This is a genomic window from Kitasatospora sp. GP30 (assembly GCF_029892145.1).
Classification (GTDB): Bacteria; Actinomycetota; Actinomycetes; order Streptomycetales; family Streptomycetaceae; genus Kitasatospora; species Kitasatospora acidiphila.
The window spans coordinates 74,066-99,834 of record NZ_JARZAH010000008.1; the positions used below are offsets into that span (position 1 = coordinate 74,066).

Here is a 25,769-nt window from a genome sequence, read left to right on the forward strand (position 1 = left end):
TTCAACTGAAAGGAAGGGCAGGGGGATGGCTCACTCGACACTGCGCCGGCGCCAACTCGGGAACGTGTTGCGCAGATTGCGCGAGGGGAAGAGCCTGACCGCCGAGCAGGTCGCCGATGTGCTCGGCTGGAGCCAGACCAAGGTCACCCGGATCGAGAACGCCCAGGTCGCTGCCAAGGTCGCCGACGTGATCAGACTGCTCGACCACTACGAAGTCTCGGACGAGAGCTCCAGGACGCACCTGGTGGAGATCACCAAGGACGGCGCCAGTCGCCGGGGTTGGTGGCTCGGCTACAGCGACGCGCTCAACTCCGTCGCGTTCGACATGGTCCGACTGGAGGCCGACGCCTCCAAGATCGAGACGTACGAGCCGGCCTACGTCCCCGGCCTGTGCCAGACGCCTGACTACGCCCGCCTCGTCATCGAGCGCCTGGGCGGTGGCATGGGCGGCACCATCGAGGACCAGGTTGCCGTCCGAATGGCGCGGCAGGCCGTGCTGACCCGCCCCAACCCGGTCAACCTCTACGCGATCATCCATGAGTCCGCGCTGCTCGCCAATCGCTCCCGCCCCGACATCATGGGCCCGCAGCTGGACAAGCTGCTCCTCCTCAACCGGCAGCCCAACGTCACCACCTTGGTCATGCCGTCCACCGCATCCATCCACCCGGGCATGGGCGGCGCGATGGCCATCTACGGCTTCACCCACCGTCCCGAGTTCGACGTCGTCCTGGTCGAAGGTCTGATGAGCAGCCTCTTCGTCGAGGACGCGGACGGGGTTGACCGCTACCGGGCGAGCTTCCGGGACATCACATCCGAGGCCATGACGAAGGACGACTCGCTCGCCTTCATCACCGCACAGAGAGACAAGATCACGTGAACTACTACCCCGACGCCGCCGCCACCGGGCTGGCCTTCCTCAAGTCCAGCTACAGCGGGGGCAATGAGAACTGCGTCGAGTGCGCGGCCGATGGGACCGCCGGCGTTGCGGTCCGGGACTCCAAGAACCCGCACGGCCCCGCCCTCCGGTTCACCGATGCCGCCTTCGCCATGTTCACCAGCGCGCTCGCCGACAGCGCGCTGACCATCGCGCACTGACCCGCCGCCGCGTTGCTGTGGTGGGCACTCTCCGCAGGGTGCCCACCACAGCAGTAACGCCCGACCCCGGCGCCCACCCACCGCCGGGGTCGCACTGTCGACCGCACGCTCCCGACATCCGTCGGATTCGAAGCGATCAACTCAGCACTGCGGACTGTTTCACCGTGGGTGACGCTGTCTTGACTGGCAGCCATGTCAGCGACACTGTGTGCTGCGGAATGCGCAACCGACTTGGTACGGGAGGGCACGATGGCGCTGCGGTTCAGCGGTATGGACCCCGAAACCCAGGGCAATGGATCGCCCACGGTGTGGGTGGACGACGAGGAGCTGGAACTGGTGATCCAAGGCCGGAAGCCTGACGCGGGGCTCCTGGCCCGGATCAGCACCACTGAGTGGGTTCCGGGCCACGCGACCGGGATCCCCGAGGACGAGGTGGTGGCCCGGATCCCGCTCCGCATGGCGGCAATCGTGAGGAAGGCACTCGATGACGCAGAGCGTTCCGGACTTCTCTGAGCTGCTCAAGGCTGCCCGACACTCGGCGGTGCACCTGGAGATGCGCGACTGGTACGGCGTGGGAGACGAGGCGACGGACTTCGAGCACTTCAGGCAGACCGGCATCCACCCCGACCTTGACCCCGAGTCCGACGGCTGGGCCGCGTGGGTGCCGCTGGTTCGGGAGGCCATCGGCCGCGGAGTGGTCATGCGCAGGGCTCGGATCGTCTCGGAGCCGGTGACCGACTACATCCGTTTCGAGCACGCCGGGACCGTGGTGAACATCGCGGCCGGCGAGCAGGTCCGCTGGCTGCCACGCCGGCTGGCATCGGACATCGCGGTGCCTGGTAACGATTTCTGGGTGTTCGACGGCCGGCTTGTCGAGTTCAACCACTTCACCGGCAACGGGGACTGGGCCGACCCGCAGTACGAACTGACCGAGGACCCGGCGGTCGTACAGCTCTGCGTCTCAGCGTTCGAGTCCGTCTGGGCGCGTGGTATCGACCACGCGAAGTACGCCGTCTGACCCTGCCGCCACTCACCGGACAGTCAGCTCTTGCCCTCGTCACCATCATCCAGCGCCCAGGCCGCCCGAGCCGCTGTTGCCGCGCGGCTGCGCGATCTGATGCTGGACGCAGGTCTCAACGGAAGTGAGCTGTCTGCCCGGTGCGGCTGGCACCCGGCGAAGACCTCCCGCATCCTCTCTGCGAAGACCGCTCCTGCTGACTCGGACATCCAGGCATGGTGCGCAGCCTGCGGCGCCGAGGACCAGCTCGCGGACCTCATCGCCACCACACGCGCGGTCGAGTCGATGTACGTGGAGTGGCGCCGCCTCCAACGCAACGGCATGCGCAAGGTCCAGGAGAACGTCTACACACTGAACGAGCAGGCCCGGCTGTGCCGTGTCTACGTCTCCAATGTCGTGCCCGGATTTTTCCAGACTCCCGCTTATGCAACGGCCTTGATGCGTTCCATCACGCAGTTCCAGGGGACTCCTGACGACGTGGCGGAGGCCGTCGCCGCCCGGGTCGCCCGCAGCCGCTTCCTGTACGAAGGCGGCCACCGATTCGTCGTGCTGATGGAGGAGACCGTGCTGCGGTACCGCATCGGCGATGCCGAGACGATGCGTGGTCAACTCCGGCACCTGCTCACCGTGATGCCGCTCGCCTCAGTGTCGCTCGGCATCATCCCGTTCACCGCCCAGCGGTCGGTCTGGCCACTCGAAGCGTTCTACATCTTCGACGACCGGCATGCCGTGGTCGAGAGCTTGACGGCGGAGATCAACGTCAGGCAGCCCCGTGAACTGGCCGACTACGGCCGGGCTTTCGCAGGGCTGTCCACAATGGCGGTATACGGAGATTCGGCCCGTATGTTGATCACCACGGCAATCGACACCCTCGGGTGAATCAGTGCAATTTCCCGCAATCTCGTTGAGGCCGCTGACTGCCGTTCCGTAGCTTCGATGGCGCCGCTCGGGCTTTGCAAGACCTCGGGCCCGTTCGGAGTCCCCTCCTGCCAGGAGGGAGCGCCCATCGGCACCACGCAGAAGGAGCGAACAGCATGTCTGTGCTCACCCCCGATCGCGCCCCCATGCTCAACCTCGACGTGGAGTCCGCGCTGGCCGGACCGAAGACCACCCGTCCGTTCGGTCTGGACTCCATGACGAACCCGGTCGTCGTCGTCGAGTTGCCGCCCGTCACCGTGGACCCGGTCACCCAGCTCTCGATCATCAATGGCCTGGTGGCGATCAACCTCCCGACGATGGAGGTCTCGGGTTGTCAGACCGAGTCGGACGGTCAGACCGTCATCAGCGTCGACTATGACCAGAACGACGACTGATGACCGACGGCACTCACAGCACGCGGGGTTCCGCGCCCCGCGTGCTCGTCATCACCCATGACCTGGACCCCCCCGCCGACTACGTACTGCGCGAGCTCAACAGCCGAGGCGTGGTGTTCTGGCGAACCGACCTGGCCGACTTCCCCCAAAAGATGACCATGACAGCAGAGTTGAGCGCCACGTACGGCTGGACCGGCGCTCTGGCCGGACTCACCCGCAGAATCGACCTCACCGAGCTCGGCGCCGTGTGGTGGCGCAAGCCCACCGCCTACCGTTGGCCGGACACCATGGCAGTCTCCGAGCAGAAGTTCGCCGCCTCGCAGGCGAAGCGTTCGCTCCCAGGCGTCCTCGGCACACTGCCCGGCGTGCTCTGGGTCAACCGGCCCGAGCGCAACGCCGACTGCACCAAGCCCACACAGCTTGCCGCGGCAGCGGAGTCGGGCCTGTCCGTCCCACCCACGCTGATCACCAATGATCCACTCGCAGTTCGTCCTTTCGCCGAACGATGCGGCGGTCGGATCGTCACCAAGGTGCTCGGCGGCATCGTCCACACCGAGGGCGGCAAGCGCGGCCAGCTCTACACCGCTCGGGTGGCGGCCGAGGACTGGGAGAACCCGCGCATCGCGCTGACCGCGCACCTGTTCCAGCAGGAGATCACCGACAAAGCGTACGAGGTCCGCGTGACCTGCGTGGCAGGAAAGCTGTTCGTTGTACGAATCGAGGCACCCGACGGCCCTGGCCGACTCGACTGGCGCACCGACTCGACGAATCTCGTCTACACCGAAGCCGACCTCCCAGCCCCCGTCCGTACCGGCATCCTCGACATGCTGTTCCGTCTCGGACTCGTTTACGCCGCAGTGGACTTGATCGTCGACCATGACGGCACCCACTGGCTGGTCGACGTGAACCCCGGTGGCCAGTGGGCGTGGATCGACTGCACCCGCACCGCCATCACCACCGCCATCGCCGACCTGCTGGAGAAGGGCGCCGCATGACCAGCACCGTCGACCAGGACGCCGAGGAACTGCGCAAGGCACTGGCTCAGCAGCTGATCGACTTCGGCCACCTCGCCGACCCCGCGTGGATCCGCGCGTTCGAGGAGGTACCGCGCCACCTCTTCGTCCCGCATTTCTACCGCCAAGGCCCGGATGGCACCCAGGAGCGTGTCAGCGGTGACGACCCAGTCCGGGCCGAAGAGTGGTTGACGGCCGTCTACCAGAACCGGCCGCTGGTCACCCACCTGATCCACGGCAACGCCGCCTCCTCCTCCAGCCAGCCGTCCGTCATGGCCGTGATGCTCGAAGCCCTCGATGTCCGCGAGGGTATGCGGGTCAAGGAGATCGGCACCGGCACCGGATACAACGCCGGGCTGCTCTGCCACCGCTTGGGCGACGGCAACGTGGTGTCGGTGGACGTCGACGCCGCCGTCGCCACCGCCGCACGGGAACGCCTCGCAAACGCCGGCTACCGGCCGACTGTCATCACCGGAGACGGCGCCGGGAGCCACCAACCCGATCCCGCCCGGCAGTTCGACCGGATCATCGCGACCTGCGGCCTGTCCAGGATCCCGACGGCCTGGCTGCGCGAACTCGCCACAGGGGGCAGCATCGTCGCGCCGCTCGGCTCTGGCCTGGCGGTCGTCAACCACCAGGGCTCCGGCAGGTTCCTGGCCAGCCCCGCCTACTTCATGCCCCTGCGCGCAGCCGGCGAGAGCGGTGTCGTCCGCCGCCCGCCGCTCCCCGAAGGCGAAACCCGCCCATCCGCCGTGCCGGTGGAGGTGATCGCCGACGAGGACTTCCGCTTCCTGGTGAGCATCGCCGTCCCGAACCTCGGTTGGCAGTACGGCTTCGGTGACGACGGCAAGCCGGCCAGCGCTCGCCTGTGGTCCGCTGACGGGTCGATCGCCGAGGTACGCGATGACGGCGGCGTACTCGAAGGCGGCCCACGGCAGCTGTGGACCGAACTCGAAATCGCCTACCGGATCTTCACCCGCCACGACCGCCCGGCCCGTGACCGGTTCGGGATCACCATCGACCAGGGCAGCCAACGGGTGTGGCTCGACCACCCGGACAGCGGTCCCTCCTGGGCACTTTGATTACTGGCTGAGGACACCCGCGGTGCACGACCTGGACCACGGACGCCAACTGCAGGGCGCCTGCCCCGAGTCGGCCTTCAAAGAACCCCGCACGCTGATCGGCCGCGCCGCATGGCCGCCCGGCACTGGAGCGTTGGCCCTCCTGCCGGCGCCCCGATGGGGATTCCGGCCTCTGTGAACAGCACAGCACCGGGCAGGGCGCAGCGGTGGCGAACTTGCCCACTGGGGGCGCTTTGCAGGGGCTGCAAGTGACATCGACGGGCCGTCAGGTGATGTGTGCCGTGGGTGGGCCCCAGTCGTGTCGCCTGGGAGGGCTTGTGCCTGACCCGCTGTGGACCACCCCGAAAGCCCGAGCACTGGCCGATCAGCACCGTCCCGGCACACTGGTGCGACTCGGCAGCCAGCACCGCGACTGGACTCTCGAAGTCCTAGGTCGCCGCCTGGGGGTTTCGACCTCCGCGGTCAGCCGACTCGAACGAGCCAGCCGGATCGTTGACTTGACACTCCTTCGGCAGGCGGATCGAGGTCGGGATGCCGCACCACGCCAGCCGCTACCCGCCGCCCAGCGGCCGGTACCGCCGCAGGTTCTCGCCCACCTGGTCCAGGTACGGCTGGATCGTCGCCAGTCTCGCCGTGTCGTGGTTGCGCACCACCCAGGTGGCCGTCTCGTACGCAGCGGCCAGGTTGAGCTCCGGGTCACCCTGGATCCCGCGCAGCTCCGGGGCGATGGCACAGAGCATCCGCCCCACCGCGAGGATCGAGTCCTCGGCGGTGAACGGCGGGTTCGGCACGGTGCTCTGACGGTCGGCCGGCAGGTAGTTGCGCAGCACCCGGGGGGTCCAGCGGGCAATCCCGTACTCGTCCTTGGCCGGGTCGCTCAGGTTCGGGTCGAAGCCGCTCTCGGCCTTGAGCATCGCCGCGATCAGGGCCGGCGTGACCTCGGGCTCGGGACATCCGGTGCCCGCCTCCACGATCAGGTCCCGGTACTGCGCGGGTACGTCGGTCCCTGGACGCAGCCACCGATCCGGGCCCCGCAGCGGCCCCCGATCGGCGGTGGCTGCCAGCGCGCCCGGTGCGGCGGAGTCCCCGGGTACGCAGGCCTGGAAGACCAGCGCGAGCACCGCGACGGCCACCGCGCCGAGCACGCGGGGCAGGATCGCCGCTCGCCTGCCGAGACGGCGAGGACCGTGGGGATCGCGAGGACCCGGGACCGGATCCGACAGCGGCTCAGCTGACGCACTCCCACCCTCCGCCGCCGCCGGCGGCTCCGTGATCAACCGGTGCGTCTCCACCCGCCGCCGCTCCCACCCCACGGGGTCCCCACCGCACGCCGTCACGAACGCGGCCAGCACCGCATCGCTCGGCAGCCGCCGCCCGGCTGCCGCCTCGGCGAGCGTGGAGGCGGAGTAGTTGGTGCTGGCGGCGAGCCGACGGTACGGCGGGCTGCCGGCCTGGCGGCGCAGCTCCCTTAGTTCGAGCGCGAAGAGCGCCAGCGGGCCGCCGCCGACGTCGAGTGGCTGTTCCTGCCGTCCCACCTGCTTCTCCTCCCAGCCGGTGCGGGGCACCGCACCCAGCCCTCACCAACCCTTGTCCGGGCTTTGTCCGGCGTTTGTCCGAGCAGCTCAGCGGCCCGTGACGGGGTGCCCCGGGCCCGGTTTGATGAGGCCCGGCACCCCTGCTCCGCACGAGTCATGACAAGCATCCAACCCGTTCCGGGGTGCCGCGACTGTGCGATCCACCGGATTCGCCGTGTGCGGTAGTTCACACACCGTCAGCGGATGTCACCGGCTCGACGCACCACCACCCTCAGGAGGCTCCCCCGATGTCCAACCCTTCCCAGTCCGACCGTCCCGAGCACACCCGCCGCTCGGTGCTCCGGGCGGGCGCCGGTCTGACCCTGGGCGCGGGCCTGGTCGTCGCCACCGCCGGCTCCGCCGCCGCGACTGCAGGCAGGAGCGCTGCCAGGGGCGCTGCCGCTCCGAACGCCCTCACCCCGATGCTCCAGACCGGCACCCCGCTCTGCGACACCCCCGGCGACTCCGCGAGCGCGCAGGGTCTGGGCTCCGGGGACCTCGGCATCCCGTACTTCCGCGAGCACGACAACAGCTGGGGCTACGTCTTCGGCGACTCCTGGGCCAACGCGGCCCAGCAGGGCAGGTACCTCGGCTCGCCGGTGATGCTCAACCAGGCGACCTTCGACAACACCGGCGGCTCGCCGATCTCCTTCAGCTGGGCGATGCCCACCGGGGGCCAGGCCAACCAGCTGTTCAACTACAACCACCAGACGGACAACGGCTACGGCTGGGAGTTCAGCCGGATCCCCAACGACTGCATCGAGTTCGGCGGCCGCACCTACATCCAGTACACCTCGGTTTTCACCTGGGGTCCGCCGGCCGGTTACGACGGTTCGCTGATGTCCGGCGTGGCGTACTCCGACGACTACGGCGTGACCTGGCAGGACTACCCGTACCACTGGCCCGGGGACGTCCAGGGCACCAACCAGTCCATGTACGGCATGTGGTCCTTCGCCGGGATCGACCCGGACGGCTGGCTCTACATCTTCTCCAAGCGCTGGAACGGCACCCACCACAACACCGCCGACGGCGGCGCGATCCAGCTCTTCCGGATCCAGCCCGACGACTTCCGGGCCGGCAACTTCGGCGCCCAGCAGAACTGGGCCTACCTCAACGGCTCCTGGCAGTGGACCCAGGAGGTCGGGCCGTCGGTCATCCTCTCCGGCAACAACATCGGCGAGTTCTCGGTCAAGCGGATCAACGGCACGTACTGCATGAGCTACTTCGACGTGGCCGACTACTCGATCTGCACCCGGACCGCACCCCGCCCGGACGCCGTCTGGACCGCGCCCAAGGTGCAGATCGCGGGCAACAGCGCCTTCCCGCCGAGCCACTGGGGCAAGCCGCAACTCCCCTACCTCTACGGCGGCTACATCCACCCGGGCAGCGCGGGCGCCAACTCGCTGACGCTGGTCGTCTCGCAGTGGAACGGGACGCAGGGCCAGTCGCCCTACCGGGTGCTCCAGTACGACGGCATCAACCCGTGACGGTTCGCCAGTTGCCCTCCGGATCCTCCCGAAGGAGACGGCGCATGCGCCGCACCACCGCACGGCTCGCCGCCCTGCTGTCCGCCGCCGTGCTGGCCACCCTGGCCGCCCCGGCCCGCGCGCAGACCGCGCAGCCGCCCATCCCGGGCCCGCTGAACCTGCGCTCCGCGGCCGACGCGGGCTGCTACATCCCGCCGGACCGCGACATCGCCGTGACCCGCAAGGTCTATGAGGTCGGCCAGCGGATGAACGCGGACGACAAGGTGATGCTGGCCGGCTTCGAGACCGGCTGGGTCGAGTCCCACATGAACGACCTGGCCTGCGGCGACCGGGACTCGCTCGGGGTGTTCCAGCAGCGCCCCTCCCAGGGCTGGGGCACGCCCGATCAACTGCTCGACGTGGACTACGCCGCGAGCAAGTTCTTCCAGGTCGCTCTGCAGATCGAGCCGACCATGCCGGACAGCACGGCCGGCCAACTCGCCCAGGCCGTCCAGCGTTCGGCCTGCCCCGACTGCTACGACCAGGCGGAGTCCATAGCCCGGGCCCAGCGCGACGAGGCGTTCCAGCCGTACGGGACGATCGGCGACAAGTACGCGGCGATGGGCGGCGCGAACAGCGTGCTCGGCCTGCCGGTGCGCGCCGAGGAGGACTCCTCGTTGGGCGGGCGGTTCCAGCAGTTCCAGAACGGGATCATCCTCTGGCATCCCGACGAGGCCCACCCGGTCTACGGCGACATCCTCAGCACCTTCTGGGCGACCGACGCCGAGCGCCACTGGGGCTTCCCCACCACGGACGAGGCTGACGCGGCCCAGGCACCCAACGGGACGCGCGGGCGGTACCAGTTCTTCGAACACGGGCTGTTCCTCTGGTCGGCGGCCACCGGCACCCACGAGGTCCACGACGCCATCTACGACGCCTTCGCCGCCAACGGACGCGAAGCCGCCCTCGGCTACCCCACCACTGACGAAGTCGATGAGAACGGCGGCAAGGCCCAGCACTTCCAGAACGCCACCATCCACTGGAACTCCACCCAGGGCACCTGGATCACCACCAACTGACAGGGAGAAAGAACGATGTCACCGCTCATCAGCCGCCCGGCTCGGCGCGTGGCGGCACTGCTGATGGCCGCCGTCGCGGCCGGCCTCGGCCTGGCCGGGCCCGCCAGTGCCTCCACCACCGACGGCTCGATCGGCCGGGGCGAGGTGCTGGACCGTTCGCAGTCCTGGATCGACTCCCAGGTGCCGTACAGCAATACCGGCTGCTACTCGAACCAGTACGGCTGCTACCGCCCGGACTGCTCGGGTTTCGTCTCGATGGCCTGGAACCTCAGCTCCGGGCTGACCACCTGGGACCTGTGGAACGTCACCACCGACATCGGCGCCGCCGACCTGCAGCCCGGCGACGCCCTGCTGCGCGACTCCGGCGGCACCGACCACGTGGCGCTGTTCGTCCGCTGGGCGGACGGCGCGCACACCCAGCCGGTGGTCCGCGAGGAGATCGACTACGGCTACGTGGCCGAGGAGGACACCTGGACCAACGGACTGCGCGGCTTCTCGCCCCGTCGGTACAACCAGCTCGACGACCTGATCCCGTACGGGACGATCGGCGCGAAGTACGCGGCGATGGGCGGGGCCGGCAGCGTGCTCGGGTCACCGATCACCGGGGAACGCGACTCCTCGTTGGGCGGGCGGTTCCAGCAGTTCCAGAACGGGATCATCCTCTGGCATCCCGACGAGGCCCACCCGGTCTACGGCGACATCCTCAGCACCTTCTGGGCGACCGACGCCGAGCGCCACTGGGGCTTCCCCACCACGGACGAGGCTGACGCGGCCCAGGCACCCAACGGGACGCGCGGGCGGTACCAGTTCTTCGAACACGGGCTGTTCCTCTGGTCGGCGGCCACCGGCACCCACGAGGTCCACGACGCCATCTACGACGCCTTCGCCGCCAACGGACGCGAAGCCGCCCTCGGCTACCCCACCACCGACGAAGTCGATGAGAACGGCGGCAAAGCCCAGCACTTCCAGAACGCCACCATCCACTGGAACCCCACCCAGGGCACCTGGATCACCACCAACTAGGGCTTCTCGCAGCGGTGCGGCGACGTGTCGGGTTACGCCGGGGCGAGGTAGCGGGCCACGCCGGGGGTGCCGAGCCGGGTGCCGTCGGGGAGGACGGCAAGGGCTTCGTAGCCCGGCAGGGCGGTGAGCCAGGGGAGGGCGCGGTGCGGGCCCATGGCGAAGCCGGCGGTGGCGTAGGCGTCGGTGCGGGCCAGGTCGGTGCCGATCACGGTGAGCGAGAGCAACTGGTCGGCCGGGCGGCCGGTCTGCGGGTCGATGATGTGGGCGCCGCGTTCGGCGGTGCCGGAGGTGGCGACCGCGAAGTCACCCTCGGCGGTGAGCACCGCGACCAGCCGGTCCGGGTGCTGCGGGTCGGCGACCCCGATCCGCCAGGGCCTCCCCGGCGCCGCCTGGCCCCGGGCCTGCACGTCGCCGCCGCCGGTGATCGTGTGGTCGGTCGCGCCCGCCGCGCTGAGCAGCGCCGAGGCGCGTTCCACCGCCCAGCCCTTGACCCAGCCGGACGGGTCCAACCGCCCGCCGGGCCGGGCGGTGAACCAGCCGTCGCTCTCCTCGGCGACCGCCCGGCAGTGGTCCAGCGCCTCGGCCACCAGCGGGTCGCACTGCTCCACCGTCAGCTCGCCGCGGTCCAGCCGGCTGATGTCGCTGTCCGGGCGGTAGGTGGAGAACAGCCGGTCCAGCCGGTGCAGTTCGGCGATCGGCGCGGCGAGTACTGCAGGGTCGTCCGCGCCCGGGACCGCGAACGAGACGACGGTGCCCATCACTTGCTCTGCGTGGCGCAGCATCAGCGCACACCCCGGTCCTTGGCTTGTCCCATCAGCATCAGTGGATGCCGGCCTGGTCGAGGGCGCTCTGCAGCGACCTGGTGTAGCCGTCGCTGGTGTAGGTGGCGCCGGAGACCGAGTCGATCTGCGCGGTGCCGGCCGCTATTGCCTCCTGGTTGAGCTGGGGGAGGGCGTAGGTGTTGATCTCCTCGTCGCGGTTGCTCTCCGACGGGTACTGCAGCACGTCCACCTTGGTGAGCTTGCTGCCGGCGAGGGTGACCCGCACCTGGACGGGGCCGTACCGGGTATCGACCGCGCTGCCGGTGATGGTGCGGGTGCCGCCGGCGGCCGGGGTGGCAGGGGACGACGACCCGGAGGTCGGCCCGTTCGACGTTCCACTCCCGCTCGGGGCCGGGGACGGCGCCGAGGCCGCTCCGGTGTCCGAGGAGATCACCGGCAGCGACTGCGCCGAGGCGCTGCCGTGCGGCTTGAGTGAGAGCAGCAGCACGATCCCGGCCGCCGTGGCCGCGCTGGTGACGATCATTCGGCGCATCGGCCGACGCCCCTTCCGTTCAGACGGTCAGAATTCAAAGGACTCGTGGTGGATCAGGTGCTGCGGCACCCCCGCCGCCCGCAGTTCGCGCACGGTGGCGGCCATCATCTCGGGCGGGCCGCAGAGGAACACCTCGTGCCCCCGCAGCCCCGGCACCAGGCGGGTCAGCGAGTCGGCGGTGAGCGGGTCGCCCACCCGGCGCCGGTCGCCGAGCAGCAGCTCGAGGCGGGCCCGGCGGCGCGCGGCCACCCGCTCCAGCTCGTCCCGGAAGAGCACGTCCTCGGCCCGGCGCGCCCGGTAGAGCAGGGTCAGCTGGCCGGGATTCGCCGGCAGCGTCTCGAAGAGCGTCCGGATCGGCGTGATCCCGACACCGGCCGCGATCAGCAGCACCCGCCGCCCGGGCGCCACCCGGCGGCGCGCGGTGAACGCCCCGTACGGGCCCTCGGCGCGCACCCGCACCCCGGGCCGGAGCCCGGCCACGGCCGCGCTGTGCCCGCCCAGGTCCTTCACGGTGAACCGCAGGAAGCGCGGATGCGGCGGCGCGGACAGCGAGTACGGGTTGGCCGCCCAGCGCAGCCCCGGGGCCATGAACTGCAGCCGGAAGAACTGCCCAGGCTCGCAGCGCAGCGCCTCCAGCCTGCGGCCGGTCAGGAAGACCGAGACCACCCCGTCCGCCTCCGGCCGCACCTCGGCGACCCGTAGCCGGTGCCGCCGGTCCCGCAGGAACGGCATCAGCAGCCGGAACCAGCCCAGGATCGCGAAGGAGCCCAGGTAGAGCGCCCACCAGCCGAGCAGCCCGGGGCCCTCGATCAGGTCCGCGCCGTTGGCCAGTTGGTGGGCGAAGGCCAGCGCGATCGCCAGGTAGGTGGCCAGGTGCAGGTAGTACCAGGTCTCGTAGCTGAGCCGGCGGCGGGCGGCCCGGGCCGAGACTACGCCGGTGCCCAGCATCAGCAGGGTGCCCAGGGTCGCCTTGAGCATCTCGGGGTAGTGGAAGACCAGCTGCCCGGTCTCGCTCACCACGCCGCGGTGTGCGGTGAGGGCGTAGCCCCAGATCACGGTCACCAGGTGCACCAGGACCAGGCTCACCACGTACCGGCCGCCGATGGCGTGCCAGCGGGCCAGCCGGTCGGCGCCCACCTCGCGCTCCAGCAGCGGGATCCGGGCCATCAGCAGGAGCAGCACCGGTGCGCCGTAGCCGGCCAGCAGCCCGGCGATCCGGGAGGCGCCGGTCAGCCACTCGTCGGCGCCGCGCACCGCCGAGGTGTCCCGCCACCACAGCGCCAGCACGGCGAGCGCACCGGCGGCGATCAGCATCGGCACCAGGGTCGGCAGCGCGGCCTTGGCCAGCTCGGGCGGCCGCACCGGGGTGGGCGCCGCCCGGCGGCCCCGGTGCTGCGTGGCTGTGCTCACGATCCGTCCTCCTTGCTCACCGAACCGCCACCCTGCCATCCGCACCTCTCAGTTCCCTCTGAGTCCGGCCTCGCCCGGGTGCGTTTTCCCAGTTCAGAGCGGTTCAGGGGGTCAGGGGATCTCAGCGCTTTCTCATCCCGGCCAGGCAGAATGGTTGTCATGACCCGCCGCATCCTGGTCGTCGACGACGAACCCGATCTTGTCGAGGTGCTCTGCGGGGCGCTGCGCTACGAGGGCTGGCAGGCCGTCGGCGCGGCCACCGGCGCAGAGGCGGTGTCGGCGGCCCGCAGCTGGGCGCCGGACGCCGTGGTGCTCGACATGATGCTGCCCGACCTCGACGGGCTGGCCGTGCTGGAGCAGATCCACGCCGAGCGCCCCGAGACCCGGGTGCTGTTCCTGACCGCTCGGGACGCCGTGGAGGACCGCATCGCCGGCATCGCGGCCGGCGGCGACGACTACGTGACCAAGCCGTTCAGCCTGGCCGAGGTGGTGGTCCGGCTGCGCGGCCTGCTGCGCCGGGCCGAGCCGGCCGCCGCCCCGCCGTCCGACGCCCTGGTGCTGGGTGACCTGGTGCTGGTGGAGTCCGCCCGCGAGGTGAGCAGGGGCGGGCAGCCGATCGACCTGAGCCCCACCGAGTTCGCGCTGCTCGCCCATCTGATGCGGCACCCGCGCCAGGTGCTGAGCAAGGCGCAGCTGCTGGACGCCGTCTGGTCCTACGACTTCGGCGGCCAGGCCCATGTGGTGGAGCTCTACATCAGCTACCTGCGCAAGAAGATCGACGCCGGGCGGGCCCCGATGATCCACACCGTCCGCGGCGCCGGCTACCTGCTCAAAGCGGCCGCATGAGGCGGCTCTCACTGAGGCGGCTCTCGCTGAAGCGGCTCTTGCTGAGGCGGCTCCCGCTGACGCCACGCGGCCGGTCGCTGCGGGCCCGGCTGATCACCGGCCTGCTGGCGCTGCTGCTGCTGATCTTCGCCGGGGTCGGGGTAGCGGTCACCAGCGCCCTGCACACCGGCCTGCTGGACCGCCTGGACCAGCAACTCGCCGACACCGGCGGCCGCTACGCCGCCAGCCTGGAGCACGCCGGCACCGGGCGCAGCGACACCCGGGCGCAGGCCCCCGGCACCCTCGGCGCCCGGCTGCTGAACGGCACCGTGACCGCCGCCCGGGTGGTGGACGGCGACGCCGACGACACCGCGGTGGCCGCCGGCACGACCCCCGCCGACACCGACGACACCGTCACGCTCGACGCCGCCGACCGGCGAGCGCTGGCCGACCTCCCGGTCGGCGGCCCGGCCCGCACGGTGCAGCTGAGCGGACCGGGGGAGTACCGGGTCCGGGCGGTCGCCGGGCAGGACGGCGATGTGCTGGTCACCGGCCTGCCGATGCGGCCGGTCGAGGACACCATGCACCAGGTGATGATGGTCGAGGTGGTCGTCTTCGGCTCGGCGGTGCTGGTGGCCGGGCTCGCCGGGACGGGCTGGCTGCGGCTCGCGCTGCGCCCGCTGGACCGGATCGCCGCCACCGCCACCCGGGTCAGCGCGCTGCCGCTGGCCCGCGGCGAGGTGGAGATCGAGGAGCGGGTGCCCGACGAGGCGGCCGACCCCCACACCGAGACCGGCCGGGTGGGCCTGGCACTCAACCGGATGCTGGGCCACGTCGAGGACGCCCTCGCCCAGCGGCACACCGTCGAGGACCGGCTGCGCGCCTTCGCCGCCGACGCCGGCCACGAGCTGCGCACCCCGGTCGCCACCGTGCGCGGCCACGCCGAACTGGCGCTGCGCCACCCCGAGATCGCGCCGCCGGTGCGGCACGCGCTGGAGCGGATCGAGGCGGAGTCCCGCCGGATGGGCACCATCGTCGACGACCTGCTGCTGCTGGCCCGCCTCGACGCCGGGCGCCCGCTGGCCCGCGCCGAGGTCGACCTGACCCGCCTGGCCCTGGACTGCATCGCGGACGCCCGCGCCGCCGCCCCCGAGCACAACTGGCGCCTGGAGCTGCCCGCCGAGCCGGTGCTGACCGCCGGCGACGAGGACCGCCTGCGCCAGGTGGTGGCCAACCTGCTGAGCAACGCCCACCGCCACACCCCGCCCGGCAGCACCGTCACGCTGCGCCTGACGGGCGGTCAACTCACGGTCGGCGACGACGGTCCCGGCATCCCCGAGGCCTTGCGCCCCCAGCTCTTCGAACGCTTCGCCCGCGCCGACCACTCCCGCTCCCGCAGCACCGGCGGCACCGGCCTCGGCCTCGCCATCGCCCGCGCCATCGCCCGTGCCCACGGCGGCGAGCTCGCGTTGGCGCCGACGACGGGCCCGGGTGCGGTCTTCGAGCTGACCCTGCCCGGGTACGCCGAGGCCCCGGGCACCTGAGGTACCCGGGATCCCGGGGGTGTCAGCGGTTCGAGGACGGGCCCGGGTGCGGTCTTGGAGCTGACCCTGCCCGGGTAGGCCGGGGCCCCGGGCATCTGAGGTACCCGGGATCCCGGGGGTGTCAGCGGTTCGAGGACGGGACCGGGTGCGGTCTTGGAGCTGACCCTGCCCGGGTAGGCCGGGGCCCCGGGCACCTGAGGTACCCGGGTCCCGGGGGTGTCAGCGGTCCGAGGACGGGCCCGGGTGCGGTCTTGGAGCTGACCCTGCCCGGGTAGGCCGGGGCCCCGGGCACCTGAGGTACCCGGGGTCCCGGTGGTGTCAGCGGTTCGCCGCCGCCGCGTCGGCGGCCTGGGCCTTCAGCGCCCGCTCGACGCCCGAGCGGGACTCGACGACCAGGCGGGCCAGCGCCGGGGCCGGGTCGGCGCCGGCGAGCCAGGCGTCGGTGGCGTCCAGGGTGGCCTGGCTGATCTGCAGGGTCGGGTACAGGCCGATGATGATCTGCTGGGCGATCTCGTGGCTGCGGGTCTCCCAGACCGACGCCAGCGACTCGAAGTACTTGGCCACGTACGGGGTCAGCAGCTCGCGCTGGTCGGCCACGTTGAAGCCGCTGATCACCGCGTCCTGCACGTAGTTGGTCAGGGTGTCCGAGTCGACCACCGACGCCCAGGCCTCCGCCTTGGCCTCGGCGGTGGGCCGGGCGGCCCGGCAGGTGGCGGCCTTCTCCTGGCCGGCCGCGGTGTTGTCGCGGGCCAGCTCGGCGTCGATCGCGGCATCGCCGGCCCGGCCGGTGGCGACCAGGCGGGTGAGCAGGTCCCAGCGCAGGTCGGTGTCGACCGCCAGGCCCGCCAACTCCGCGGTGCCGTCCAGCAGTCCGGCCAGCAGGTCCAGCTGCTCGGGCGAACGGGCCACCGCGGCGAGCGCCTTGGCCCAGGCGAGCTGGTGGTCGCTGCCCGCCTCGGCGGCCCGCAGCCGCTCCTCGGCGACGGCCGCCCAGCGGGCCAGGCCGCTCTCGCGCCAGGCCGGGTCGGCGTAGACCTCCAGGGCCAGCTTGACCTGGCGGTGCACCGACTGCACCACGCCGATGTCGGTCTCCTTGGGGAGGCCGGCCACCGCGAGCTCCAGGTAGTCGCGGGTGGCCAGTTCGCCGTCCCGGGTCATGTCCCAGGCGGCGGACCAGACCAGCGCGCGCGGCAGCGACTCGGCGAAGTCGCCCAGGTGCGCGGTGACGGCGGTCAGCGAGACCGGGTCCAGGCGCAGCTTGGCGTAGCTCAGGTCGTCGTCGTTGAGCAGCACCACGGTGGGGCGCGGGCGGCCGACCAGCTCCGGCACCGAGGTCAGCTCGCCGTCCACGTCGAGCTCGATCCGGTCGGTGCGCACCAGTGCGCCGTCGGTCAACTCGTAGCTGCCGATGGCGATCCGGTGCGGGCGCAGGGCGGCCGAGCCGCGGGCGCCCTCGGGCAGCGCGGGGGCCTCCTGGCGGACCGCGAAGGAGGTGATCACGCCGTCGGCGCCGACCTCGATCTCGGGGCGCAGCACGTTGATCCCGGCGGTCTCCAGCCAGGCGGTGGACCAGGCCTTGAGGTCGCGTCCGCTGGTCTCCTCCAGCGCGCCGAGCAGGTCGGCGAGCGTGGTGTTGCCCCAGGCGTGCCGCTTGAAGTAGGCCTGCACGCCCTTGAAGAAGGCGTCCTGGCCGACGTACGCCACCAGCTGCTTGAGCACCGAGGCGCCCTTGGCGTAGGTGATGCCGTCGAAGTTGACCATGACGTCTTCGAGGTCGTTGATCTCGGCCATGATCGGGTGGGTGGACGGCAGTTGGTCCTGCCGGTAGGCCCAGGTCTTCATCTGGTTGGCGAAGGTGGTCCAGCCGTTGGGCCACTTGGTGCCGGCCGGCTCGACCAGGGAGACCATCTCCGCGTAGGTGGCGAAGGACTCGTTGAGCCAGAGGTCGTTCCACCACTCCATGGTGACCAGGTTGCCGAACCACATGTGGGCCAGCTCGTGCAGGATGGTGGTGGCCCGCATCTCGTAGGAGGCGTCGGTCACCTTGGAGCGGAACACGTACTGGTCGCGGAAGGTGACGGCACCGGCGTTCTCCATCGCGCCGGCGTTGAACTCCGGGACGAAGAGCTGGTCGTACTTCTCGAACGGGTACGGGACGTCGAACTTCTCCTGGAAGTACCGGAAGCCCTGCCGGGTGACGTCGAAGATCGCCTCGGCGTCCAGGTACTCCTTGAGCGACGGGCGGCAGTAGATGCCCAGCGGCACCACCTGGTCCCCGTCCGTGTAGGAGTCGAAGACACCGGTGTACGGGCCGGCGATGATCGCGGTGATGTAGGAGGAGATCCGCCCGGTGGGGGCGAACGACCAGGTCTGCACCTCGCCGTCACCGACGGGCTCCGGGGTGGGCGAGTTGGAGACCACCACCCAGCCGCGCGGCGCGTGCACGGTGAAGGTGAAGGCGGCCTTCAGGTTCGGCTGCTCGAACGAGGCGAACACCCGGCGGGCGTCCGGCACTTCGAACTGGCTGTAGAGGTAGGTCTCGCCGTCCACCGGGTCGGTGAACCGGTGCAGGCCCTCACCGGTGTTGGTGTAGGCGCAGTCGGCGACCACCCGCAGTTCGTTCTCGGCGGCCAGGTCGGTCAGCGCGATCCGGCTGTCGGCGAAGGCCGAGACGTCCACCTGGCGGCCGTTCAGCACGATCTCGTGCACGGTCGGCGCGACCAGGTCGATGAAGGTGGCGGCGCCGGGCTCGGTGGCGGTGAACCGGACGGTGGTGGTGGAGCGGAAGGTCTCCAGGTCGCGGGCCGAACTCAGGTCGAGCTCGATGTCGTACGCGTCCACGTGCAGGAGCGCGGCCCGGGTGCGGGCCTCCTCACGGGTCAAGTTGGTGCCAGGCACTCGCAGGACTCCTTCGTCAGGCTTGTTGGGCGCATCCTCCCACGCCGCCCGGTCCGGCAGCAGTCGTGCCACCGCCTGCGGAAACGACGGTGGGTGCACGCAGCAGCGTGCACCCACCGGATGAGGAACGGTCAGCTCTTGGAGCCGTACATGATGGCGCTGTGGTCGATCGGCAGCCCGTCGACGACCAGCACCCGGCCGTCGTCGGCCTGCATGACCTCGGAGTCCTGGAAGGTCATGGAGAGGGTGTCCTTCTGGCCGAAGGTCGCGCTGGCCTTGAACGAGCCGTCGGTGGCGGACAGCGAACCGACCTGGGCGCCCTGGTCATAGCCGTTCATGGCGATCACGGTGGGGGAGTCGCCCGTCCTGTCGACCAGGCGCAGGCCCTGCTGGGCGCCGCCGTCCGAGGTCCACAGGGTCTTGCCGGTGGTCAGGTCGATGGCCCGGATCGCGGTCTTGCTGTTCTTGTCGACCTCGATGTAGAGGGTGTTGCCGAGCACCAGGTTGTGCGACACCGCCGCCGAGGCCGCGGACGGGCGCATCTTGTCCTCGCCGGTCACCTTCAGCGGGATCTTGGGCAGCTGGTTGCCGTTGGAGTCGATGCCGAACAGGTAGTCGCCGTCGGAGTCGGCGCTGATCTGCACCACCAGCATGCCCTTGGTCTGGACGATCTGGGACAGCCGGTCGTTCTCGTTGGGCAGCGGGACGGTGGTGTTGACCTTGCCGGTGTCCGCGTTCAGCACCTGGAGCAGCTGCTTGGGCGAGCCGTCCGCGCAGTAGTCGCTGAGCACGATCAGACCGCCGGCCGCGTCCGCGGTCCCGTTGCAGTACTGGCCGCGGCCGGAGTACTTCCACAGCTGGTGGCCGTCGGTCAGGCTGAAGCCGCCCAGCACGCCGCTGCTCGCCGCGCCGATGGAGTTGTCGGTGATGGTGACCGCGGTGTCGAAGCTCTTCTGGTCCGGCAGCGGGCTGCCGACCTTGAACTTCAGGGTGCCGCTGGTGGCGTCGACCGCGCCGATCGCCGCGCAGTCGTCGTCGCCCAGATTGAAGCTGACGGCGCCGAGGCCGGCCTTGTTGATGCTCTTGGACATGCTGCAGAACGCCTTGGTGCCGCTGGGCGCGGGCAGCGTCCAGGCCACCTTGCCGTCGCTGAGGTTGTAGGCGGTCAGCGCGCCGGCGTCACCGCGGATCACCAGCTTGTCGGTGGTCCAGGAGCCGAGCATGCGGTTGTCGCCGCTGTCGCCGGACTTGGGCGCGGTCCACAGGTCGGCCAGCTGGCCGGAGGGGACCGAACCGCCGCTGGGGTTGCCGGTGGTGCCGAGCGGGGCGCCGGTGGTGTTGGGCTTGGGGCCGGGGCCGCTGAACAGCACGATCAGCCCGATCACGATGCCGACCGCCAGCACGCTGCCGGCGATCGCGCCGAACACCATCACCGGGTTGCGCTGCTTGGTGGGGGCGGGGGCGCCCGGTGCGCCGGGGTAGGCGTAGCCGGGGGGCGGGGTGGCGGCCTGCTGGAAGCCGGGCTGGGGCTGGGCGTAGCCGGGGTAGCCGGCCTGCGGTGCCGGCGCCGGGGTCGGGTAGGGCTGGGCGGCCTGCGGGTAGCCGTAGCCGCCGGCCTGCGGGTCGTACGGGCCGGCCGGGGCGCCGGCGGGCGGGGGCGGTGTGGCGGGTGCCGCGGGTGCGGCACCGGCAGGCGGCTGCGCTGGGAAGGCCAGCTCGGTCGGCTGGTAGCTGACGTCCGCGGCACTGGGGCCGGCCGGCTGGCCCGGCGCCGGCACCGACGCTCCGTCAAGCTGGGTCTTCTGGTCCGGCTGATCGCCTGCCATATGAGTCCCCGTCATCGATCGTGAGTGGTCCGCCTGGTCCAGGCCAATGCGGCGCTGGAGGCTGAGGAGGCGGGTGGGAATAAGGGACATCGTAGAGGTGGACCATTCGGCGGCTGCCGAAGGGCCCGAGCCTGCGCTCGGGGCGGCCGGGCCGGGCGGGAGCGCGCGCACCACCGCTCTCGGCATAGAGTTCACAAGTTGAAGGTGAACTTCCCGCGCCGAGCCGAAGGGCCCGCCGGTGTCGAAAGCGACGAGCGACTGCGCGACCGAGGAACGAGGGAGCGTGGGCGTGACGAGTGTTGACACCGGTTACCAGGGCCCGGAGGCGAGTGCGCGAATAACAGTCGCGAGCTCCGCCGCAACGGCGCGGCGTGGGGCGGGAACGGTCGGGTTCCCGGGCCCTGAGGAGGGTAATTCATGTCCATGGACACGCCGGGTTCGCAGTCCTCGCTGCACCGCGCCAATCTCGAGCGCGTGCTGCGCGCGGTCCGGATGGCCGGCTCGCTGACCCAGGCAGAGATCGCCCGCACCACCGGACTCTCCGCGGCGACGGTCTCCAACATCGTGCGCGAGCTCAAGGAGAGCGGCACGGTGGTGGTGGCCGACACCTCCTCGGGCGGGCGGCGGGCCCGCAGCGTCTCGCTGAGCGGGGACGCCGGGATCGTGGTCGGCGTCGACTTCGGCCACTCCCATCTGCGGGTCGCGGTCGGCAACCTGGCGCACCGGGTGCTCGCCGAGGAGAGCGAGCCGATGAACGTGGACGTCTCCGCTGAGCAGGGCTTCGCCCGGGCCGAGGCGCTGGTGGAGCGGCTGCTGGAGCAGGCCGGGTTCCGGCCGGACAAGGTGATCGGGGTGGGCCTCGGGGTGCCCGGGCCGATCGACGTGGAGACCGGGGCGCTCGGCTCCACCGCGATCCTGCCGGGGTGGACCGGGATCGCGCCGGGCCGGGAGCTGTCCCAGCGCCTCGGCATGCCGGTGCACGTCGACAACGACGCCAACCTGGGTGCGCTGGGCGAGCTGGTCTGGGGGGCCGGGCGCGGGCTGGCCGACCTGGCCTACATCAAGGTGGCCAGCGGGGTGGGCTCCGGACTGGTCATCAACGGGCAGATCTACCGGGGGCCGGGCGGCACCGCCGGTGAGATCGGCCACATCACGCTGGACGAGTCCGGGCCGGTCTGCCGCTGCGGCAACCGCGGCTGCCTGGAGACCTTCGTCGGATCCCGCTATCTGCTCAACCTTTTGAACGCTAGTCACCAGCGCGAGTTGACGTTGTCCGAGGTGGTCCGGCTGGCCCAGCAGGGCGACCTGGGCTGCCGGCGGGTGATCGCGGACGCCGGGCGGCAGATCGGCACCGGTGTGGCGACCCTGTGCAATCTGCTGAATCCCCGTCGGGTGATCCTCGGCGGCGACCTCGCCGAGGCCGGTGAGCTGGTACTTTCTCCGATCAGGGACTCGGTGGCGCGCTATGCGATCCCCTCGGCGGCGCGTCAGCTCTCGATCGTGCCCGGTACCTTGGGCGGTCGCGCGGAGGTGCTCGGCGCCCTCGCCCTGGTGATGAGCGAGATGGGCGAAACCGGGGCAATCGGACACGCCTCGCAGGCTGCGGCGGCGCGTGCCTGACGCTTCGGCAGTCCCTCCCAAGGGGGACGAAAACGGGACAGGATCGGGCAGTTTGGTCTCGGCTTAGCCTTCAGGAAGGTAACGAAAACATTTGGATCCCTGCAGGCCTGGGTTCATATGTTGACGACGCGGCAAGGTGGGGGGTTGACTCCTTCCACCTCGCCGCAACGTTGCGGCTCCGTCAGGGAGGCTCCCCCAACATGAACGCAATGATGCGTCGCGTCGTCATCGGTACCGCCGCGGTTTCGATGGCTCTCACCATGGCCGCCTGTGGCAAGGCCGGTGGCAGCAGCTCCAACTCCGCGAGCTCGGGAGACAACAAGACCATCGGGCTGCTCCTCCCCGAGAACTCCTCGTCGGTCCGCTACGAGTCGTTCGACAAGCCGCTCATCGAGGCCAAGGTCAAGTCGCTGTGCGCTGACTGCACGGTCAAGTACAACAACGCCAACGGCGATGCCACGACCCAGAAGCAGCAGTTCGACACCCTGGTCTCGCAGGGCGTCAAGGTGATCATGCTCGACCCGGTGAACGCCACGGGCACCGCCTCCTGGGTCACCGACGCGCAGAAGAAGGGCGTCAAGGTCATCGCCTACGACCGGCTCGCCGCCGGCCCGGTCTCCGCCTACATCTCCTTCGACAACGAGAAGGTCGGCGAGCTGCAGGGCCAGGCGCTGGTGAAGGCGCTGGGCGCCAACGCCAAGGCCGCCAACGTCGTCATGATCAACGGCGACGACAACGACCCGAACGCCGGTCAGTTCAAGGCGGGCGCCCACAAGGTGCTGGACGGCGCCGTGGGCAAGATCGTCTACGAGCAGTCCGGCGAGTGGAAGCCCACTGTGGCCAGCCAGAAGATGGGCGCCGCGATCACCTCGCTGGGCAAGAACGGCTTCCAGGCCGTCTACTCCGCCAACGACGGCATGGCCGCCGCCATCATCACCGCGCTCAAGGCCCAGGGCATCAGCGTGCCGGTCGGCGGCCAGGACGCGGCCTCCGACGCCATCCAGCGCATCCTCACCGGTGACCAGGCCTACACCATCTACAAGGCCTACAAGCCGGAGGCCGAGGGCGCCGCCACCATCGCGGTCAACCTGCTGCACAACGTGGACGTCACCAGCGTCGCCACCGCCACCACCAGCAGCGACGGCACCAACGTCCCCTCCCTGCTGCTCACCCCGGTCGTGGTGACCAAGGACAACATCAAGGACACCGTGATCGCCGACGGCCTCTACAAGGTCTCGGACATCTGCACCGCGCAGTACGCGCAGGCCTGCCAGGACGCCCACCTGCAGTAACCGAAGCCCCTTCACCCGGCGGGAGCCGGCCGGAGCCCGAGCAGTGGTCCGGCCGGCGCCCCGCGCGCCACTCCGGCGTACCCGGCCTCCCAGTAGAGCCACGTGCGCCCCTTTTGACGACCCCGAAGGAGCCACGAATGGTTCAGTCCGACACACCCGTCCTCGCCTTGCACAACGTCTCCAAGCGGTTCGGCGCCGTGCAGGTCCTCACCGGCGTCGACCTCGAAGTACACGCCGGACAGGTGGTCGCCCTGGTCGGCGACAACGGCGCCGGCAAGTCCACCCTGGTCAAGACGATCGCCGGGGTGTACACGATCGACGAGGGCGGCATCGAGTGGGAGGGCCGCAAGGTCACCCTGACCCGCCCTCAGGACGCCACGGCGCTCGGCGTCGCGACCGTCTACCAGGACCTCGCGCTCTGCGACAACCTCGACGTGGTCGCCAACCTCTTCCTCGGCCGCGAGCTGCTGCGCGGCGGCCGGCTGGACGAGGTGGCCATGGAGAAGAAGGCCAAGGAGCTGCTCGACACGCTCTCCATCCGGATCCCCAGCGTGCGGATCCCGGTCGCGGCGCTCTCCGGCGGCCAGCGCCAGGTGGTCGCCATCGCCCGCGCGCTGATCGGCGACCCCAAGATCGTCATCCTGGACGAGCCCACAGCCGCGCTCGGCGTGGAGCAGACCGCCCAGGTGCTCGACCTGGTCGAGCGGCTCCGGGACCGCGGCCTCGGGGTGATCCTGATCAGCCACAACATGGCCGATGTGCGCGCCGTCGCCGACCAGGTCGCGGTGCTGCGGCTGGGCCGCAACAACGGTGTCTTCAAGATCGCGGACACCAGCCACGAAACCATCATCTCGGCCATCACCGGCGCCACCGACAACGCGGTGACCCGCCGTCAGGCCCGCGTCGCGAACGCGACCGATCAGCACAGTGCGAACGCGACCGACCAGCACAGTGCGAACGCGACCGACCAGCACAGTGCGCACACCGCCGAGTCGGAGGCCGCCAAGTGAGCAACCCCGCCACCCCCCAGAAGGCAACCCAGATGACCACGCAGTCCTCCCCCGCCGCGCCGGCCGTCGACCCCCGGCTGCTGGTCCGCGAGCAGGGCCTGAGCGGCTACCTCGGCGAGTTCCAGCGCAAGGTGCGCAGCGGCGACCTCGGCTCGCTGCCGGTGGTGCTCGGGCTGATCCTGATCGCGATCATCTTCCAGTCGCTGAACAGCCGGTTCCTCACCGCCGGCAACCTCTCCAACATCGCCCTCTACCTCGCCGGCCCCGGCCTGATAGCCGTCGGCATCGTCTTCGTGCTGCTGCTCGGCGAGATCGACCTGTCGCTCGGCTCGCTGGCCGGCGCCTCGGCGGCGATCGCCGCGGTGGCCGCCGTTCAACACGGCCTCAACGAGTGGCTGGCCATGCTGCTCGCCGTCGGCTGCGCGCTGGTCATCGGTGCGCTGCACGGCTTCTTCTTCGCCAAGCTGGGCGTGCCGGCCTTCGTGGTCACGCTGGCCGGCTTCCTCGCCTGGAACGGTCTGCAGGGCGAGGTGATGGGCTCGAAGGGCACCCTCAACAACATTCCGGACGGCGTGATCGCCAAGCTGGACAACTACTTCTTCAACGATGTCGCCGTCGCCTACGGCGTGGCCGTCGTCGGTGTGGCCGGCTACCTGATCGCCGCGCTGCTGGGGGCGAAGAACCGCCGCCAGGCCGGGCTGCCGGCCCGCTCGGTCACCGAGATCACGGTGCGGGCCGCCGCGCTGGCCGTGCTCGCCTTCGGGGTGGCCTACATGTTCAACCAGGACCGCGGCCTGCCGCTGGCGCTGGTGGTCCTGCTCGCCGTGGTGATCGGCTCGGACTTCGTGCTGCGCCGCACCCGCTACGGCCGCCAGGTGTTCGCGGTCGGCGGCGGCATCGAGGCGGCCCGCCGGGCCGGCATCAGCGTGTCCCGGGTGCGGATCACGGTCTACATGATCTCGGCCGGTCTGGCCGCGGTCGGCGGTCTGTTCCTCGCCTCGCAGCAGGGCTCCGCCGACAAGCTGCTGGGCGGCGGCAACGTCCTGATGGACGCCATCGCGGCGGCGGTCATCGGCGGCACCAGCCTGTTCGGCGGTCGCGGCAACGCCTGGTCGGCGCTGCTGGGCACGCTGGTGATCGAGGCCATCATGGTCGGCCTGGACATGCAGAACACCAGCCAGTCGATCCAGTACATGATCACCGGCGCGGTGCTGCTGGCCGCGGTGGTCCTGGACTCGGTCTCGCGCCGCACCCAGAAGACCTCCGGGCGCGGCTGACCTGCCGCGCGCCCGGGACGCGCCTGCCGCACGCCAGCCGATCAGCGCTGGCGTGCGGGGGCGCGTTCCGGGCTTTTGCACGCCCCGCAG

At 70.7% G+C, this 25,769-nt stretch carries 22 protein-coding genes and 1 pseudogene; 17 read left to right on the forward strand and 6 right to left on the reverse strand.

Features of this window, described 5'->3' with window-relative positions:
- Positions 1 to 25: 25 nt before the first annotated feature.
- The 8 genes from P3T35_RS14820 (at position 26) to P3T35_RS14855 (ending at position 5,521) form a co-directional block, all read left to right on the forward strand.
- On the forward strand, positions 26 to 877 hold the full coding sequence (locus tag P3T35_RS14820; RefSeq protein WP_180356607.1) for a helix-turn-helix transcriptional regulator: 852 nt from the start codon (positions 26 to 28) through the stop codon (positions 875 to 877).
- Positions 874 to 1,095 carry a DUF397 domain-containing protein gene (locus P3T35_RS14825; protein WP_101382535.1) on the forward strand — a complete coding sequence of 74 codons (222 nt, stop codon included), beginning with the start codon at positions 874 to 876 and terminating at the stop codon, positions 1,093 to 1,095. Before P3T35_RS14820 ends, P3T35_RS14825 begins: the two co-directional genes overlap by 4 nt.
- A 249-nt stretch (positions 1,096 to 1,344) precedes the next feature.
- A complete protein-coding gene (locus tag P3T35_RS14830; protein WP_101382536.1) occupies positions 1,345 to 1,608 on the forward strand; it encodes a hypothetical protein in 264 nt (87 codons plus the stop codon).
- Complete coding sequence (locus P3T35_RS14835) at positions 1,580 to 2,113, forward strand: DUF6879 family protein (protein WP_101382537.1); 534 nt, start codon at positions 1,580 to 1,582, stop codon at positions 2,111 to 2,113. The genes P3T35_RS14830 and P3T35_RS14835 overlap by 29 nt, the downstream gene beginning before the upstream one ends.
- 30 nt (positions 2,114 to 2,143) lie before the next feature.
- Complete coding sequence (locus P3T35_RS14840; RefSeq protein ID WP_101382538.1) at positions 2,144 to 2,992, forward strand: helix-turn-helix transcriptional regulator; 849 nt, start codon at positions 2,144 to 2,146, stop codon at positions 2,990 to 2,992.
- A gap of 155 nt (positions 2,993 to 3,147) precedes the next feature.
- The gene (locus P3T35_RS14845) at positions 3,148 to 3,426 is read left to right on the forward strand and encodes a hypothetical protein (protein WP_101382539.1); all 279 of its coding nucleotides are present in this window, start codon (positions 3,148 to 3,150) and stop codon (positions 3,424 to 3,426) included.
- Positions 3,426 to 4,421 carry an MvdC/MvdD family ATP grasp protein gene (locus P3T35_RS14850; RefSeq protein WP_101382540.1) on the forward strand — a complete coding sequence of 332 codons (996 nt, stop codon included), beginning with the start codon at positions 3,426 to 3,428 and terminating at the stop codon, positions 4,419 to 4,421. The genes P3T35_RS14845 and P3T35_RS14850 overlap by 1 nt, the downstream gene beginning before the upstream one ends.
- Positions 4,418 to 5,521: a methyltransferase domain-containing protein gene (locus P3T35_RS14855; RefSeq protein ID WP_101382541.1), complete on the forward strand. Its 1,104-nt coding sequence runs from the start codon at positions 4,418 to 4,420 to the stop codon at positions 5,519 to 5,521. Before P3T35_RS14850 ends, P3T35_RS14855 begins: the two co-directional genes overlap by 4 nt.
- Before the next feature lie 551 nt (positions 5,522 to 6,072).
- Here P3T35_RS14855 and P3T35_RS14860 read toward each other — a convergent pair.
- On the reverse strand, positions 6,073 to 7,056 hold the full coding sequence (locus P3T35_RS14860) for a helix-turn-helix domain-containing protein (RefSeq protein WP_280706241.1): 984 nt from the start codon (positions 7,054 to 7,056) through the stop codon (positions 6,073 to 6,075).
- A gap of 287 nt (positions 7,057 to 7,343) precedes the next feature.
- Here P3T35_RS14860 and P3T35_RS14865 point away from each other — a divergent pair, with 287 nt between their 5' ends.
- The 3 genes from P3T35_RS14865 (at position 7,344) to P3T35_RS14875 (ending at position 10,663) form a co-directional block, all read left to right on the forward strand.
- Positions 7,344 to 8,582 (forward strand): DUF4185 domain-containing protein, encoded by a 1,239-nt coding sequence (locus P3T35_RS14865; protein ID WP_101382543.1) that lies wholly within the window; start codon positions 7,344 to 7,346, stop codon positions 8,580 to 8,582.
- Between the two features lie 44 nt (positions 8,583 to 8,626).
- Positions 8,627 to 9,640: a hypothetical protein gene (locus P3T35_RS14870; protein ID WP_101382544.1), complete on the forward strand. Its 1,014-nt coding sequence runs from the start codon at positions 8,627 to 8,629 to the stop codon at positions 9,638 to 9,640.
- A gap of 63 nt (positions 9,641 to 9,703) precedes the next feature.
- Positions 9,704 to 10,663 (forward strand): hypothetical protein, encoded by a 960-nt coding sequence (locus tag P3T35_RS14875; protein ID WP_101385320.1) that lies wholly within the window; start codon positions 9,704 to 9,706, stop codon positions 10,661 to 10,663.
- Positions 10,664 to 10,695: 32 nt separating this feature from the next.
- Here the strand turns inward: P3T35_RS14875 and P3T35_RS14880 are convergent, their stop codons facing one another.
- Genes P3T35_RS14880 through P3T35_RS14890 form a run of 3 tightly spaced genes read right to left on the reverse strand, consistent with a single transcriptional unit; the run spans position 10,696 to position 13,324 of the window.
- Positions 10,696 to 11,445: an FAD:protein FMN transferase gene (locus P3T35_RS14880; RefSeq protein WP_280706243.1), complete on the reverse strand. Its 750-nt coding sequence runs from the start codon at positions 11,443 to 11,445 to the stop codon at positions 10,696 to 10,698.
- A 37-nt stretch (positions 11,446 to 11,482) separates the two neighbouring features.
- Entirely contained in the window at positions 11,483 to 11,977 is a 495-nt protein-coding gene (locus P3T35_RS14885) for an FMN-binding protein (protein ID WP_101382545.1), read from the reverse strand.
- Positions 11,978 to 12,004: 27 nt separating this feature from the next.
- Positions 12,005 to 13,324: a ferredoxin reductase family protein gene (locus P3T35_RS14890; RefSeq protein ID WP_280706366.1), complete on the reverse strand. Its 1,320-nt coding sequence runs from the start codon at positions 13,322 to 13,324 to the stop codon at positions 12,005 to 12,007.
- 222 nt (positions 13,325 to 13,546) lie between these two features.
- On the opposite strand from P3T35_RS14890, the gene P3T35_RS14895 reads away from it, so the two are divergent.
- Together P3T35_RS14895 and P3T35_RS14900 are read left to right on the forward strand one after the other, a co-directional pair.
- On the forward strand, positions 13,547 to 14,233 hold the full coding sequence (locus tag P3T35_RS14895) for a response regulator transcription factor (protein WP_280706245.1): 687 nt from the start codon (positions 13,547 to 13,549) through the stop codon (positions 14,231 to 14,233).
- The gene (locus P3T35_RS14900; RefSeq protein WP_101382548.1) at positions 14,230 to 15,756 is read left to right on the forward strand and encodes a HAMP domain-containing sensor histidine kinase; all 1,527 of its coding nucleotides are present in this window, start codon (positions 14,230 to 14,232) and stop codon (positions 15,754 to 15,756) included. The genes P3T35_RS14895 and P3T35_RS14900 overlap by 4 nt, the downstream gene beginning before the upstream one ends.
- 318 nt (positions 15,757 to 16,074) lie before the next feature.
- On the opposite strand, the gene pepN is transcribed toward P3T35_RS14900, so the two are convergent.
- Together pepN and P3T35_RS14910 are read right to left on the reverse strand one after the other, a co-directional pair.
- The gene (pepN, locus tag P3T35_RS14905; RefSeq protein WP_101382549.1) at positions 16,075 to 18,654 is read right to left on the reverse strand and encodes an aminopeptidase N; all 2,580 of its coding nucleotides are present in this window, start codon (positions 18,652 to 18,654) and stop codon (positions 16,075 to 16,077) included.
- Between the two features lie 131 nt (positions 18,655 to 18,785).
- Complete coding sequence (locus tag P3T35_RS14910; RefSeq protein WP_101382550.1) at positions 18,786 to 20,480, reverse strand: PQQ-binding-like beta-propeller repeat protein; 1,695 nt, start codon at positions 20,478 to 20,480, stop codon at positions 18,786 to 18,788.
- 423 nt (positions 20,481 to 20,903) lie between these two features.
- Between P3T35_RS14910 and P3T35_RS14915 the strand changes: the two genes are divergently transcribed.
- The 4 genes and pseudogenes from P3T35_RS14915 (at position 20,904) to P3T35_RS14930 (ending at position 25,679) form a co-directional block, all read left to right on the forward strand.
- Positions 20,904 to 22,100: an ROK family transcriptional regulator gene (locus P3T35_RS14915; protein ID WP_101385322.1), complete on the forward strand. Its 1,197-nt coding sequence runs from the start codon at positions 20,904 to 20,906 to the stop codon at positions 22,098 to 22,100.
- A gap of 200 nt (positions 22,101 to 22,300) precedes the next feature.
- Positions 22,301 to 23,392 carry a substrate-binding domain-containing protein gene (locus P3T35_RS14920; RefSeq protein WP_180356608.1) on the forward strand — a complete coding sequence of 364 codons (1,092 nt, stop codon included), beginning with the start codon at positions 22,301 to 22,303 and terminating at the stop codon, positions 23,390 to 23,392.
- Between the two features lie 137 nt (positions 23,393 to 23,529).
- Positions 23,530 to 24,294, forward strand: a pseudogene (locus tag P3T35_RS14925) (ATP-binding cassette domain-containing protein); the annotation flags it as partial.
- A gap of 140 nt (positions 24,295 to 24,434) precedes the next feature.
- Complete coding sequence (locus P3T35_RS14930) at positions 24,435 to 25,679, forward strand: ABC transporter permease (protein WP_101385323.1); 1,245 nt, start codon at positions 24,435 to 24,437, stop codon at positions 25,677 to 25,679.
- Positions 25,680 to 25,769 lie beyond the last annotated feature (90 nt).